9 protein-coding genes and 1 pseudogene are annotated in these 15,065 nt (G+C 65.7%); all 10 read left to right on the plus strand.

The genetic code is table 11. The annotated features are described in order from the left end of the window. Positions 1-125 precede the first annotated feature (125 nt). Entirely contained in the window at positions 126-2,756 is a 2,631-nt protein-coding gene (locus VHL31_RS06765) for a type I secretion C-terminal target domain-containing protein (protein ID WP_329660446.1), read from the plus strand. A 176-nt stretch (positions 2,757-2,932) separates the two neighbouring features. Further along, positions 2,933-3,877 carry a malate dehydrogenase gene (mdh, locus tag VHL31_RS06770; RefSeq protein ID WP_329660447.1) on the plus strand — a complete coding sequence of 315 codons (945 nt, stop codon included), beginning with the start codon at positions 2,933-2,935 and terminating at the stop codon, positions 3,875-3,877. A 10-nt stretch (positions 3,878-3,887) separates the two neighbouring features. Next, on the plus strand, positions 3,888-5,057 hold the full coding sequence (gene sucC / locus VHL31_RS06775) for an ADP-forming succinate--CoA ligase subunit beta (RefSeq protein ID WP_329660448.1): 1,170 nt from the start codon (positions 3,888-3,890) through the stop codon (positions 5,055-5,057). Then, positions 5,057-5,938 carry a succinate--CoA ligase subunit alpha gene (sucD, locus tag VHL31_RS06780; RefSeq protein ID WP_329660449.1) on the plus strand — a complete coding sequence of 294 codons (882 nt, stop codon included), beginning with the start codon at positions 5,057-5,059 and terminating at the stop codon, positions 5,936-5,938. Before sucC ends, sucD begins: the two co-directional genes overlap by 1 nt. A gap of 101 nt (positions 5,939-6,039) precedes the next feature. Then, a complete protein-coding gene (locus tag VHL31_RS06785; RefSeq protein WP_329660450.1) occupies positions 6,040-8,892 on the plus strand; it encodes a 2-oxoglutarate dehydrogenase E1 component in 2,853 nt (950 codons plus the stop codon). A 62-nt stretch (positions 8,893-8,954) separates the two neighbouring features. Then, positions 8,955-10,223 carry a 2-oxoglutarate dehydrogenase complex dihydrolipoyllysine-residue succinyltransferase gene (gene odhB / locus VHL31_RS06790; protein WP_329660451.1) on the plus strand — a complete coding sequence of 423 codons (1,269 nt, stop codon included), beginning with the start codon at positions 8,955-8,957 and terminating at the stop codon, positions 10,221-10,223. A gap of 157 nt (positions 10,224-10,380) precedes the next feature. Beyond that, a complete protein-coding gene (lpdA, locus tag VHL31_RS06795; protein WP_329660452.1) occupies positions 10,381-11,787 on the plus strand; it encodes a dihydrolipoyl dehydrogenase in 1,407 nt (468 codons plus the stop codon). Between the two features lie 74 nt (positions 11,788-11,861). After that, positions 11,862-12,335: a hypothetical protein gene (locus VHL31_RS06800; RefSeq protein ID WP_329660453.1), complete on the plus strand. Its 474-nt coding sequence runs from the start codon at positions 11,862-11,864 to the stop codon at positions 12,333-12,335. Between the two features lie 128 nt (positions 12,336-12,463). Further along, a complete protein-coding gene (locus tag VHL31_RS06805; protein ID WP_329660454.1) occupies positions 12,464-12,823 on the plus strand; it encodes a hypothetical protein in 360 nt (119 codons plus the stop codon). Between the two features lie 474 nt (positions 12,824-13,297). Then, a pseudogene (locus VHL31_RS26880) lies at positions 13,298-14,153 on the plus strand (transposase); the annotation flags it as partial. Positions 14,154-15,065: the final 912 nt, after the last annotated feature.

Below are 15,065 nucleotides of genomic sequence, written 5' to 3' on the forward strand. Positions count from 1 at the left end.
TAGCGGCCCGATAAGTTATTTTACGGTTAAGCGCCGGAACGAAAAACAGATGCAGCCTACTGGGACTCCAGGAAGAACGGCCTGAGTAGCCGGCCTGCACTGCTCAGCGACGTGGGGATCGGGTAGTGACGGAATTCGAGCGCGACGTGGCCGGCTCGCCGGCGTTGGACGAGGCCGAGGGATCGAACGGCCTGACTGGCGACTTGCTGATTGGCCAGGCCGGCGCCGATACCCTTGCGTCGCAGGTGCCGGCTCCGCCGCCCGCTCCGTCCGCCATCCCCGACACGACCCCACTTCCGCCGACGCCGCCAACAGAGAATGCCGATGGCATGAATGTGGCGCCCGATGCGGCGACAACCGCAGAACGCCAGCCGACGCCGCCGGCCGCGACAGAGACTCAGACGGTCGCCAACAATGCGGCGGCGACGGTCGGCGGCGAGATCATCACGGTGCAGACGCCGGAGCCGGGCGAGCGCGAGGTCATCCTCGTTCAGGCGGGACAGAAGTTCGCGCTTCCTGACGGAGCTTTCGATCCCCGCACTGCAACCTATGTCCCGGACGGCCAGGACTTGGTCATCACGCTGGCCGATGGCGGCGTGGTGGTGCTGGTCAATTTCTTTGCGCCTCCGCCGGCCGGCGAGGAGGCGCCCGGCCTGTCCGTGCTGGGCGGTCCGGTGGTGGCGGCCGACACCCTCATGGCAAGTGCGGAGCGGCTGGCCAATGTCGAGCCGGCCGCCGGTCCGGAAGGCGGCCAGCAGACCAGCGGTCCCGTCGCCGATTCGGGTGGCGGCATCTACACCTTCTACGGCCCGACCGGCATCGGTCCGGGCATCGACCCGACCGGCCCCCTCGGCCCCACGGCCCTCAATTACGGTTTCCGCGAGATCCAGCCGCAGGGCACGCTCGTGGCGGAAGCAGATGGCGAGACGCCCGTCTCGCCGCCTCCGCCGCCGCCAGTCTCGCCGCCGCCTCCGCCAGTGTCGCCACCACCGCCGGTCTCTCCCCCGCCACCGGTGTCACCTCCGCCGCCGCCGCCCCCCGCGGAGAACGAGGCACCGACGCTGGAGGTGCGCCCGCTCATCATCGGCCGCATCGCCGAACTGTCGGACGGGTTCAAGCTGGCCAGCGGCCAAGTGCTTCCGCCGTTCGAGGAAGGTCAGGCCTACGAAACGGACGAAGTCTTCGGTGTCGAACCGAACAACCTCAAGCTGGACGTCGACCGCGAGGTCACGGTCGTCTTCAAGAACGAGGTGGCGCAGTTCCAGAACACGTTGGGCGCCTACTACATCGACGCATCCGGCCAGTTTGCCAACGTCCAGATCGCGTTCCCGCAGGTCAACGGCAACGTCTACGATCCGTCCCAGCCCAAGCTGCTGGACGGCAAGGGCCCGCTCGTGCCCGGCGAGTCCACCTACTCGCTGGGCGTGGTCCCCGCGGGCACGCAGCTCGGCTTCTTCGTCGTCCAGAAAGGCTTCACGCTCAACCCGGACCTGTTCGAGGGTGGCAGCTTCGAGTTCCGCAACCCGGAAACCGGTCAACCGGCCAAGATCAGCGACGGCGTGCCGCCGGTGCTGGTCCATATCGGCACCGACGGGACCCAGACGATCGTGAAGGGGCTGGTGTTCCACACGGCCGACGCCGATCCGACTACCGAGGAGAACCTGCTCAACCCGTCCGGCCGGGCCCAGCTCGTGTCCGGCCTGTTCGGCGGCGAAGGCGACCTCACGCTCAGCTTCGAGGACCAGACGCCCTCGACCAGGGGGGTGGACTACGATTTCAACGACAACACGTTTCAGATCCGGTTCGGCCCTACCTACAGCGAGCAGGCATCCGGTACCGATGTAGGATCCGACTCCGAAATCAGCGACGACGGGGTCCAGGCGAGCGCGGCGAGCGTGACGTTGCTATCGGGCCAGCAGTCGGGCGATCGGATCGGGCTGGTGGCAACGGCGGACGCCAATGGCGACGGCGTGATCGATGGCACCTCGATCACCTATGCGGTGGACGGAACGACACGGATCCGGTTCAGCGGCCTGGACACCCACGAGAATTACCATCTCGCGATGGACGCCATCCGCTATGTGAACAGCAGCGGCAAGGTGGCGGCTGGTGAACGGCAGTTCTCCTTCACCGTGACGGACGAGCAGGGCCTGACCAGCGAGCCTGCGATCATGACAGTGCGGCTGGAGAACAGCCTGATCCGCGGCGATGGCGATGCCGATCGGCTGATCGGCTCCGGCCAGGATGACCTGATCAGCGGGCGCGCCGGCGACGACGAGATCACCGGTGGCGGCGGCAACGACCTGATCGACGGTGGCGAGGGCCGCGACCTCGTGGTGGGTGGGGCCGGCAACGACTTGCTGAACGGTGGGGCCGGCAACGACACGTTGTTTGGCGGTTCTGGCGCCGACATCTTCCGCATCGGCAGTCTTTCCGATCGGGTCGACAGCATCAACGACTTCAGTGCCGCTGAGGATGACAAGCTGCTGATGGCCGATCTGCTGCAGGGCACCGGCTTCACGCCAGCCCAGGCGGAGAAGTGGCTGCAGTTCGAGACAGCCGACCTGGATGGTAGCGGTGGGAAGAACGACGTCAGGGTGAGCGTGGACCTGGACGGCGACGGAAGCGCCTATCGGCCGACGCCGATCGTGCAGCTCTTCAACCCGAATGGTCTGGCCGACCAGATCAATGACGGGACCTTCGACATCGACAGGATCGTGATCAGCCGGCGAACCGACCCCTCCGGGACGAGCTGATCGGGGATCGTTCCCCAGGGCCTGACTGGAGATTCGCCACCGGCCGCGCATCGCCGGCATCGTTCGTCCCCGGAACTATGGCTGCCCACGTGCCGATTGCCCGGTGTGGCCGACGGGCCTAGAACGGCGCGACTTCAACGCCGTCCAGCGCAGAGCAACGGGGGAAGATTTTCGACATGGCGCGCAAGAAGATTGCACTGATCGGTGCCGGGCAGATCGGCGGGACTCTCGCCCTTCTTGCGGCACAGAAGGAACTGGGCGACGTCGTCCTGTTCGACATCGCCGAAGGCGTGCCGGCCGGCAAGGCCCTGGATCTGGCGCAGACGGGACCGGTCGAGGCCTACAATGCGGCCCTGTCCGGCAGCAGTGACTATGCGGCGATCGCCGGCTCCGATGTCGTGATCGTGACCGCCGGCGTGCCGCGCAAGCCGGGCATGAGCCGCGACGACCTGATCGCCATCAATGCCGGCGTGATCAAGCAGGTCGGCGAGGCGATCAAGACCCACTGCCCCGACGCATTCGTGATCGTCATCACCAACCCGCTCGATGCGATGGTCTGGGCCATGCAGAAAGTGTCCGGGCTGTCGCCGCAGAAGGTGGTTGGCATGGCCGGCATCCTGGACAGCGCCCGGTTCCGCTACTTCCTGGCGGACGAGTTCAAGGTCTCGGTCGAGGACGTCACAGCCTTCGTGCTGGGCGGCCATGGCGACACCATGGTGCCGCTGGTGCGCTACTCCACCGTGGCCGGCATCCCGCTGCCGGACCTGGTCAAGCTCGGCTGGACCACGCAGGAGAAGCTGGACGCGATCGTGCAGCGCACGCGTGACGGTGGTGCTGAAGTGGTGGCCCTCCTGAAGACTGGGTCCGCCTTCTACGCGCCCGCAGCTTCCGCAATCCAGATGGCCGAGAGCTACCTGAAGGATCAGCGCCGCCTCCTCCCCTGCGCCGCCCACCTTACCGGGCAGTACGGTGTGAGCGACCTCTATGTCGGCGTACCGGTGATCATCGGTGCGGGCGGTGTCGAGAAGATCGTGGAGATCGAGCTGAACCCGGAGGAGAAGGCCCAGTTCGACAAGAGCGTCGACGCGGTCCGGAAGCTCTGCGACGCCGTCAAGCTCTGAGGGGCGATCGATGAACATCCATGAATACCAGGCCAAGCAGCTCTTGGCCGAGTACGGCGTGACCGTGCTGAAGGGCAAGGTCGCCTATACGGCCGCCGAAGCCGAGAGCGCCGCGCGCGAGTTCGGCGGCCCGATCTGGGTCGTCAAGGCGCAGATCCACGCCGGCGGCCGCGGCAAGGGCGGCGGCGTCAAGCTCGCCAAGTCGATCGACGAGGTGAAGCAGCTCTCCAAGGACATGCTCGGCATGACCCTGGTGACCCATCAGACCGGGCCGTCCGGGCGGGTGGTGAAGCGGGTCTATGTCGAGGATGGCTGCAGGATCGCCCGGGAGCTGTATCTGAGCGCGGTGGTCGATCGCGCGACCTCCCGGGTCGTGATCATGGCGTCGACCGAAGGCGGCGTGGAGATCGAGGAGGTCGCCGCGCACTCGCCGGAGAAGATCCTGAAGGTGGCGATCGACCCGGCCACTGGCTTTCAGGCCTTCCATGGCCGGCAGATTGCGTTCGGCCTGGGCCTCAAGGGCAAGGAAGTCGGCAAGGCCGTGGCCTTCATGCGCGGCATCTACGACTGCATGGTCCAGAAGGACGCCAGCCAGGTCGAGATCAACCCGCTCGTGGTGACCGAGGGCGGCGATCTCGTGGCGCTCGATGCCAAGATGAACTTCGACAGTAACGCCTTGTTCCGGCAGGCCAAGGTCCTGGAACTGCGCGACCTGGACGAGGAGGATCCGCACGAGATCGAGGCGTCCAAGCACGAGCTGAACTACATCAAGCTCGACGGCAATATCGCCTGCATGGTCAACGGCGCCGGCCTTGCCATGGCGACGATGGACATCATCAAGCTGTTCGGCGGCGAGCCCGCCAACTTCCTCGATGTCGGCGGCGGGGCGACCAAGGAGCGGGTGACGGCCGCCTTCAAGCTGCTGCTGTCCGACCCGAACGTCGAGGGCGTGCTGGTCAACATCTTCGGCGGCATCATGCGCTGCGACGTGATCGCCGAGGGTGTCGTCGCCGCGGCCCGGGAGGTGAACCTCACCGTGCCCCTGGTGGTGCGCCTCGAAGGCACCAATGTCGATCTCGGCAAGAAGATCCTCGCCGAATCCGGCCTGCCGATCACGCCCGCCGACGACCTGGCGGACGCCGCCCAGAAGATCGTGAACGCCGTGCGGAGCACCCACTGATGTCGGTCCTGATCGATTCCACCACCAAGGTCATCTGTCAGGGCTTCACCGGCGCGCAGGGAACCTTCCACTCCGAGCAGGCGATTGCCTACGGGACCCGCATGGTCGGCGGGGTGACGCCTGGCAAGGGCGGCGAGACCCATCTGGGCCTGCCGGTGTTCGACACGGTCAGGGAAGCTCGGGAGACGACGGGCTGCGACGCCTCGGTCATCTACGTGCCGGCGCCCTTCGCCGCGGATGCCATCCTGGAAGCGATCGACGCGGAAGTGCCGCTGGTCGTGTGCATCACCGAGGGCATCCCGGTGATGGACATGGTCAAGGTCAAGCGCGCGCTGACCGGCTCCTCCTCGCGGCTGATCGGCCCGAACTGCCCGGGCGTCATCACGCCGGGGCAGTGCAAGATCGGAATCATGCCTGGCCACATCCACATGCCCGGCAAGATCGGTATTGTATCCCGCTCCGGCACGCTCACTTATGAGGCAGTCGCACAGACCACGGCGGCCAAGCTCGGCCAGACCAGTTGCGTCGGCATCGGCGGCGATCCGGTGAAGGGCACCGAGTTCATCGACGTCCTGGAGATGTTCATCCGGGACCCGGAGACCGAGGGCGTCATCATGATCGGCGAAATCGGCGGATCGGCCGAGGAAGATGCTGCCGACTACTGGAAGCAGTCGGGCTGCACCAAGCCGATCGTCGGCTTCATCGCCGGCCGCACCGCTCCACCCGGGCGGCGCATGGGTCATGCCGGGGCGATCATCTCCGGCGGCAAGGGTGACGCGGAAAGCAAGATCGCGGCGATGCGTGCTGCCGGGATCACGATCGCGGACCATCCGGCGGCACTGGGTCAGGCGATGCTCGCCGCCATGGGCGGCCGAGCGTAAAGGGATTGTCAAGGATTAGGGTCTAGGATCAAGGAACGGGCAGAAGGCAGGCCAGCCGGGTGAAGCAGGGCCTGCCTTTGCCGGTTTCCGGGGAACGAGAGATGGCAAAGCGTCAGGAACTGGAGCAGACCTCGTTCCTGTATGGCGGTAACGGGTCGTTCATCGAGGAGCTGTATGATCGGTACCTCGCCGATCCTGCATCGATCGATGTGTCCTGGCGGACCTACTTCGACGAGCTCGGCGCCGAGAACAGCGCGCTGTTCCGGCAGGCGAAGGCGGCTCTTGCCCCTCGCCCCAGCCGTCCGGTCCCCTATGGCGTTCCCGCCAATCTGGACCTTCCGTCGCTGGACGATCCGGCGACGCGTGCGCTGATCCGTGATCACCTTCGCGTGATCATGCTGATCCGCGCCTACCGAGTGCGTGGCCACCTGCAGGCGGACCTGGATCCGTTAGGACTGAGCCGGCGCGCCCGGCATTCCGAACTCGACCCCAAGACCTACGGCTTTACCGACGCCGACCTGGACCGCACCTTCTTTCTCGACATGGTGCTGGGTCGCGAGCAGGCCACGTTGCGCGAGATCCTGGAGATCCTGCGGCAGACCTACGCCAACAAGATCGGCATCGAGTTCCTCCACATCCAGGACCCGGAACAGAAGGCCTGGATCCAGTCCCGTGTCGAGGCGGCAGGCGGTCTCCTGCACACGCCCTCAGCCGACAAGCGCGAGCTTCTGGAGCAACTGACCGTCGCCGAGGGCTTCGAGCAGTTCCTCCACGTCAAGTTCCCAGGCACCAAGCGGTTCGGCTTGGATGGCAGCGAGTCGGCGATCCCGGCGCTGGAGACGATCATCCGCGTCTCAGGCAGCCTCGGCGTCGAGGAGATCGTGCTGGGCATGCCCCATCGCGGCCGCCTCAACGTGCTCGCGAATGTCATGGGCAAGCCCTACACGGCGATCTTCAGCGAGTTCCAGGGGCAGCCGGCAATCGACGAGGTGCTGGGGTCCGGGGACGTCAAGTACCATCTTGGCACCTCCACCGATCGTCTGTTCGAGGACGGCAAGTCGATCCATTTGTCGCTGACGCCGAACCCGTCGCACCTGGAAGCCGTCAACCCGGTTGTCATCGGCAAGGTGCGGGCCAAGCAGCGAATCAAGGGCGACACCGATCGCGCCAGGGTCATGTCGATCCTGATGCATGGTGATGCGGCCTTCGCCGGCCAGGGTGTGGTCCATGAATGCTTCGAGATGTCGGAGCTGAAGGGTTTCCGAACCGGGGGGACCATCCACCTCATCATCAACAATCAGATTGGTTTCACTACCAGCCCGGCCTATGCCCGGACTTCGCCCTACCCGTCCGACGTGGCGCGCGGCGTCCAGGCGCCGATCTTCCATGTGAACGGTGACGATCCGGTTGCGGTCTGCCAGGTGGCCCAGCTCGCCGCCGAATTCCGGCACCGTTTCCGTCGGGACGTGGTGATCGATCTCTGGTGCTATCGCCGGCACGGCCACAACGAGGGCGACGAACCGGCTTTTACCCAGCCGCTCATGTACCGCAGCATCGCCGTGCATCCGACCACGCGGCAACTGTTCGCGCGGCAGCTGGAGGACGAGAAGGTCATCGGCGCTGGCGAGGCCCAGCAGGTGCTCGAGACCTTCCAAAAGCAGCTGGAAGGCGCCCACGAGGCGGCTCGCAGCTACAAGTCGAACAAGGCTGACTGGCTCGAAGGTGCCTGGAAGGGCCTGCACAAGGCGCCCGAGGCCTATGAGCGCGGCAAGACCGGCGTGCGGGTCGACCGCCTGCGCGAGCTCGGCCTGAACTTCACCACGCTGCCGGAGACGCTCAATATCCATTCGCGGCTGACCCGGGTGATCGGGGCCAGGCGCAAGGCGATCGAGGCCGGTTCCGGCATCGACTGGGCGACGGCGGAGCATCTGGCTTTCGCCAGCCTGCTCGCCGAGGGATTCCCCGTCCGCCTCTCCGGCCAGGATGTGGGACGCGGCACGTTCAGCCAGCGCCATGCTGCGATCTACGACCAGACCACTGAGGAGCGGTATGTGCCGCTCGACAACCTGTCGCCGGACCAGGCACGGTTCGAGGTGGTGGACAGCTTTCTGTCAGAGGAAGGCGTGCTCGGGTTCGAGTACGGCTACTCCTTGGCGGATCCGAACTGCCTGACCCTTTGGGAGGCGCAGTTCGGCGACTTCGCCAATGGCGCTCAGGTCTATTTCGACCAGTTCATCGCTTCGGCCGAGAGCAAGTGGCTGCGGATGTCGGGGCTGGTCGTGATGCTGCCGCACGGCATGGAAGGTCAGGGCCCGGAGCACAGCTCGGCGAGGCTGGAGCGGTTCCTGCAGCTGTTCGCCGAGGACAACCTGCAGATCGTCAACGTGACGACCCCGGCCAACCACTTCCACGTCCTGCGCCGCCAGCTCTGCCGCGACTTCCGCAAGCCCTTGATCCTGATGGATCCGAAGTCGCTGCTGCGCCACAAGCGCTGCGTGAGCACCCTGGAGGAAATGGGTCCGGACACGAGCTTCCACCGCGTCATGTACGACCGGCCGCCTTCGGAAAAGGATGCCGGGGTCGAGCGGGTGATCTTGTGCTCGGGCAAGGTCTATTATGACCTGGAGGCGCAGCGCGAGGAACTCGGCCTGGTCGACAAGGTCGCGCTGATCCGGCTGGAACAGCTGGCGCCGTTCCCGGAAGATGCTCTGCTGCGCGAGCTCAAGCGCTACCCGACCACGGCGAAGTACGTCTGGTGCCAGGAAGAGTCGCGGAACATGGGGGCATGGTTCTTCGTGATGCCGCGGATCGAGAACCTCATGGAGAGCGTGGGGGTGCCGCAGCGCCGGCTTATGTACGCCGGCCGCAAGCCGTCGGCGTCGCCGGCGACGGGCTCGTTGAAGCAGCATGAGCGTGAGCAGGCTGCGCTGGTATCTGAGGCGCTGGCAGGATGATGCCGGCAGTGGGGCCAGCGATGGTCTGCTGCCGTTGATCGTGGGGACGGGAAGGAGCTGGAATGAGCGTCGAGATCCGGGTGCCGAAGCTCGGGGAGTCGGTCAGTGAGGCCACTGTAGCGAAGTGGCTGAAGAAGGTCGGTGACCGGGTGGCGGTGGACGAGCCGCTCGTCGAGCTCGAGACCGACAAGGTCAACCTGGAAGTTCCTTCCCCCGTCGCCGGTGTGATCGCAGAGATTACCGTCCAGGAAGGCACCGACGTGGCGGTGGATTCGGTGCTGGGCTCGATCAGCGAGGGTGCCGGTAACGGTGCTGAAGCTGCCCCGGCCACACCGACCATTGCTGCGAAACCTGAGCAGCCGACGCCTCCTCAGGGTGCCGCCCAGGGACTGGCCCCACCCGCGACTCCCGCGAATCCGCCAGCAGCTGCCGTGGGCGACGGTGCCGCCCAAGCCGGCCCCGCAGCCCGCAAGCTCGCGGGCGAGGCAGGGCTGGATCTGGCCACGGTTCCGGCGACCGGCCCCAAGGGCAACGTGACCAAGGGCGACGTCCAGGCGGTGGCCGCAGCACCACAGCCTGCGGCGCCGGCACAGCCCGCCCCGGCGCCCGAGGCTCCTATGCAGCGTTCCGGTCGCGAGGAACGGGTCCGGATGACCCGCCTGCGCAAGCGGATCGCGGAGCGGCTGAAGGAGGCCCAGAACACCGCCGCCATGCTCACGACCTTTAACGAGGTCGACATGAGCGCGGTCATGGCCCTGCGCACGCAGTACCAGGATGCCTTCGTCAAGAAGCATGGCATCAAGCTCGGCTTCATGTCGTTCTTCGTGAAGGCGGTCATCGACGCGCTCAAGATCTACCCTGCCGTGAATGCCGAGATCGACGGCGACGACGTAGTGTACAAGCACTATTACGATATCGGCGTCGCGGTCTCGACCGAGCAGGGCCTGGTCGTGCCGGTGCTCCGCGATGCGGATGCGGCGTCCCTGGCCAGCATTGAGAAGAACATCGCCGACCTCGGGAAACGGGCCCGAGAGGGCAAGCTCGGCATGGCCGACCTTAACGGCGGCACCTTCACCATCACTAATGGCGGCATTTTCGGCTCGCTCATGAGCACGCCGATCATCAACCCGCCACAGGTTGGCATCCTCGGCATGCACAAGATCCAGGAGCGGCCGGTCGTGCTGCCGGGCGGCAGGATCGAGGCGCGGCCGATGATGTACACGGCACTCAGCTACGACCATCGGATCATCGACGGGAGGGAGGCGGTCAGTTTCCTGGTGCGGGTGAAGGAAACCATCGAGGATCCGCAGCGTCTCCTGATCGAGGCTTGATCGCGCTCCTGTTTGCTGCCCGCTCCATCTGGCCGGCTATCTTGCGCTGCACGCATGGCAGCGACCCGGCCCGTCGGGCGGCGGGCGCGAGCAGGACTGCCCATCTTTTGAACGAGCGATACTGGTCGGTCCGGCTACGGGCCTTGGGAGAAACAGGATGAGCGAGCCGTACGACGTCGTGGTGATCGGCGGCGGTCCCGGCGGCTATGTCGGCGCCATCAAGGCAGCGCAGCTCGGGATGAAGGTGGCCTGCGTGGAGAAGCGCGGGCGGCTGGGCGGGACCTGCCTGAATATCGGCTGCATTCCTTCCAAGGCCCTCCTCCACACCTCGCATCTCTACGAGGACGCGCAGCACCATTTCGAGAAGATCGGCATCCGGGCCAAGGGTGTCGAGCTGGACCTGGGTGCCATGCTCGACAACAAGGACGACGTGGTCGACAACCTGACCAAGGGCATCGAGGGCCTCTTCAGGAAGTACAAGGTCGACTACATCAAGGGCGCGGCCCGGCTTACCGGCACGAATGCCATGGACGTGGCGCTGCTGGATGGCGGCAACCAGCAGGTTGCCAGCAAGAACATCATCCTGGCCACCGGTTCCGACGTGATGCCCCTGCCCGGGGTGACCATCGACGAGGAGCGGATCGTCTCCTCAACCGGCGCGTTGGACCTGGACAAGGTGCCGGAGCACCTGGTGGTCATTGGTGGCGGCTATATCGGTCTGGAAATGGGCACCGTCTGGCGCAGGCTCGGCGCCAAGGTGACGGTGGTAGAATTCCTCGACCGCGTCACCCCGGGTATGGACATGGAGGTGTCCAAGACCTTCCAGCGGATCCTGACCAAGCAGGGCATGACCTTCAGGCTTGGTACCAAGGTGACAGGCGTGGACAGCTCCGGTGAGCTGCTCAAGGTCCATGTCGAGCCGGCCAAGGGCGGTGAAGGCGAGGCGATCGAGTGCGACGTCGTGCTGGTCGCTATCGGCCGGCGCCCCTACACCGACGGCGTTGGGCTTGAGGCAGCGGGCGTCGCCCTCGACGAACGGCGGCGGATCGCCACGGATGAGCATTTCCGCACCAACGTACCCGGCATCTTCGCGATCGGCGACGCGATCAAAGGTCCCATGCTCGCCCACAAGGCCGAGGAAGAGGGCGTGGCAGTGGCTGAGATCCTGGCTGGCCAGCAGCCCCATATCGACTACAACCTTATTCCCGGCGTGGTCTACACCGACCCGGAGATCGCGGCAGTCGGCCAGACCGAGGAGCAGCTCAAGCAGGCGGGCGTAGCCTACAAGGTCGGCAAGTTCTCGATGATGGCGAACTCGCGTGCCCGCGCCGTCGGCAATACGGATGGGTTCGTGAAGCTCCTGACTGATGCGGGGACCGACCGCATCCTGGGCTGCCACATCATCGCGTCCGATGCCGGCACCATGATCAACGAGGTAACCGTCGGCATGGAATTTGGCGCGAGTGCCGAGGACCTGGCCCGTACAAGCCACCCGCACCCCACGCTGGAAGAGGCAATCAAGGAGGCCGCGCTGGCTGCCTTCGCCAAACCGATCCACATGTGAACCTCAGCGGATCGGGCTGGCGATCTGCGTGCTGGTCGGCCATGCTGTAGGAATGGTCCTCCGGAGTGAACGCCGTGCCCGCCCTGGTCTTCGCTTTCGTCATGTTGCTGGCTTGGCCGATCGCTTCGGCCACCAGCCCCGTGGGGGTGTGGCATCTCGAGCAAGCCAGCCTGGAGCGGACGTTGGATCAACTGCTCGAAGCCTTGCTGGCCCAAGCGCCCGAAGGTCAAAAGGCGGACATGCGCGCGATGCTGGACGATCAGCGGGAAGACCTGAAGGCAGAGATGAGCAGGAGCATAGCGGCAACGGTCGAGTTCGGGGCGGACGGCACGGTTGTTTTCAATGAGCCGGACTCAGCGGATCAGCACCGGGGTGAGTGGCGCCTTGAGGGCGAGCGTCTGGTCGTTACCGACGATGATCCGGAAAGTCCCGACCTGCTGGGGAAAGTCCAACCTGATCGCATCGAGCTGACCTTCGGGATCGACGAGACTAATCCGGACCAGGGACTTCTGGGTGAGCTGGTCTGGGTCCTGGTGCCGGTTCGCTGAGACAGGCCATGCGCGGCGGGTTCCAGGCCTCAACCCGACAGACGGTCTTGGCCGTCTTGGGGCTGTTCCTTCTCGGCTGTTTGCCGGCGTGGGCACAAGAGGACGTTGCCCTGATTGGCGCCTGGGTCTTGGACGAGGCGGCCTTGCGGGCGGATGTCGATGCGGTGATGGCCGAGGAGTTTGCTGACCTGCCGGTCGACGCGCGCCTGCATGCTCGTGATGCCATGCAGGCGGAAGTGGACCGGATCATCCAGACCTCTGCCGGCACCATCCAGTTCCGCGCCGACGGAACGGCAACCTCGACAGGCGCTGCCGGCCCGAGCGAATGGGTCTGGACATCCACCGACGGCGTCATCCGGCTGGAGAAGAAAGAAGCGCTCGTCAGCGATGTACCACTCCTCGGCACGATCGTCGGCGACACGCTCTATCTGGAACCCGATGTGGCGGGCGAGCCAGGCCTGCCCCTGCCGCTGACCCGAAAGCGATAGCAGCACCGTCGGGCGCAGCTGGCATCAGCCCCTGCCTGCCCGCGCGATCGGTTTCCACTTGGCGTGGTGGTCTGGAGTTCGGGCGCATTCCGATGTGGGCCAGAACCTGATTCGACATGATTGACCGGCTGGATGGGCGCGGTGCAGCCTGCCATCCAGCCGGTGTCTGATGCGAAACCACCGGCATCGCCTTTGCCGCAACAGCCATCGTTGCGTCAGCGCTTTCCTCCCGCTGATGCCATGGCAGTTCCTGCGGTTGCCGACGGCCACCTGGCAGGATCAGAATCCAGGAACTGTAAGATCCGGAGCCGCCGACCGGCCGATTTGTCTTCTGGCTCTCCAGTTCCAGCGAGGCACTCACAACAGTATGCTGTCTCTCGCCATGCCATCACGTGTCTCGCGCTCAAGCCGATGCGCCTAGGAAGCGGGCCCCCACGGGTCCCACATGGCGAAGTGATGATCAGGCTGTGGAGCATGAGTGCCCGCAAGCCGTACCCACCCGATGGGTCTGATGAGGAATGGGCGCTGGTCGGATCCTGTCTGACGCTGTCGCCGCAAGATGCCGGACAACGGGAGCTGCGCGAAGTCTTCTGCGGCTTGCGGTTCCTAGTGAAGACTGGCGCGCCTGGCGATGGATGCCGAACTAGCTGCCGCCCTGGGCAGTGGTTCATCGGCAGGCACAGCGTTGGCTGGCAGCGGGCCGCCTCAAGGATCTGCAGAGGAGCTCAACATGGTCTTGCGTTTGGCCGCGAGGCGCAACGCTCGACCGAGCGCTGCTGTGCTGGAGGGTCGGGCCCTACGTTCCTTCATCCAAAGGTGGGCAGCGATCCGGGGATGATGGCGCCAGGCGCACGAAGGCTTCCAACCTGCATCTGGCCATGGATACGCCGGGCCAGCTGCCGGCGCTGCACGTTACGCCTGCCAACGCGGATGACCCGGCCGAGATTGGCCGCCTGGCGCAGGCAGTGCAGGCCGCCGCCGGCCAAAAGGTGCGTCTGGCCTGTGTCGGCCATGGCTGCAGCGGCCGACAAGCCGCCGACGCTGCCAAGGCTCATGGTATCGAACTGGGGGTCGTGAGACTGCACAATTGAAGAAAGGCTCAATGCTGCTGCCGCGCCGCCCCCAGCGGTGGCTCGCCGCCATCGCTTCGGGAAGCGGGTCATCGGCCCGCTGGTCGATGACGGGCTGTGGAGGATCTTCGCACGGGCCACACGCTTTTCGGCCCTTGGTGAGGGACAATGAGCGCTGCGCGAGCACCCTCGCCGATCTCCATCTGGTCGCCTTTGCCTGCATCATGCTCAAGCAGGCTACTCAGTTCTCTGCAGACGCATCGCAGCCTCCAGAGTTCGAGATCGGGCGAATTGGGCCGACGTCCGCGACCCTCGTGCCGCACGACCCCTGCGAGGGGTGTGCTGTTCGATGCTGAAGTTTGCCGCGTCAGCGTTTCCATCCATCACGGATGGCCCGGAACGGCGCCCGCCATCGCAGCGCCTGGGGCCGGAATGACGGACGACCCCGATGCCGGCCACCTCGCCCACCCGGTTTCTCTGTCTGTCTGGCCGACGATCCGCTCCGCTGGAACGATAGCAGATCGGAGCCTGCACCTGGCGGCCTGCTCTTCGCTTAGCATTACGTTGGCAGACCTTTCGGTGCTTGGTCCATTGCTGGGTCGCAAGCTTCTGTTGGGACGAAGGGAATGGCGATCGTTGCCGGAGCACCGTGGCGGACCAGGTCCGAGCCGAAAAAGCTGTGCCGGCCTTCCCAGGTGGAGCCGGCTACCGGGTCCCGCTCGGGCACCTTGCCTTGTGCCAAGGCGGCCCCTTCGCATCGGCCTCCACCAGCCATTGTCAGCCGGCGCCGGCTGGCTTGCCTCAGGAGGTTGTGAGCGGGCGTCGCATCCGGCAGGCCGGGTGCCTCTTCCAGATACCGATATGGCAGCCGCCAGAAGACAGCGCAGGTGCTGCAGGAGCAGTGCCTCGAGGCTGCACCACTAGCGGATGACCAACCAGGCTCCCCTGGTCCACCGCCTCGCCCGCCTCCGTGCCGGCGCCCGCCGAACAGCGGCAGCGCGTCCGTGGTTGGGTACCCCGCCGTAATTTCCCCTGCCATTCTCCGTGCGAGTGTCAGGCATCGCTGCCGACTCTGCCCCTGGGTTCAAGAGGCCCGGAAGTTCGTCGCGCCGACGCCATGCTCGCCGTCAGTTCTGGAGGTCTTCGATGGTTCGGCGAGCAGCCGAGATCGG

Source organism: Geminicoccus sp., assembly GCF_036263595.1.
Lineage (GTDB): Bacteria > Pseudomonadota > Alphaproteobacteria > Geminicoccales > Geminicoccaceae > Geminicoccus.

Coding starts and splice junctions, on each gene's coding strand:
- mdh (WP_329660447.1), top strand. CDS start 2,933: ATGGCGCGCAAGAAGATTGCACTGATCGGTGCCGGGCAGATCGGCGGG.
- sucC (WP_329660448.1), top strand. CDS start 3,888: ATGAACATCCATGAATACCAGGCCAAGCAGCTCTTGGCCGAGTACGGC.
- sucD (WP_329660449.1), top strand. CDS start 5,057: ATGTCGGTCCTGATCGATTCCACCACCAAGGTCATCTGTCAGGGCTTC.
- VHL31_RS06785 (WP_329660450.1), top strand. CDS start 6,040: ATGGCAAAGCGTCAGGAACTGGAGCAGACCTCGTTCCTGTATGGCGGT.
- odhB (WP_329660451.1), top strand. CDS start 8,955: ATGAGCGTCGAGATCCGGGTGCCGAAGCTCGGGGAGTCGGTCAGTGAG.
- lpdA (WP_329660452.1), top strand. CDS start 10,381: ATGAGCGAGCCGTACGACGTCGTGGTGATCGGCGGCGGTCCCGGCGGC.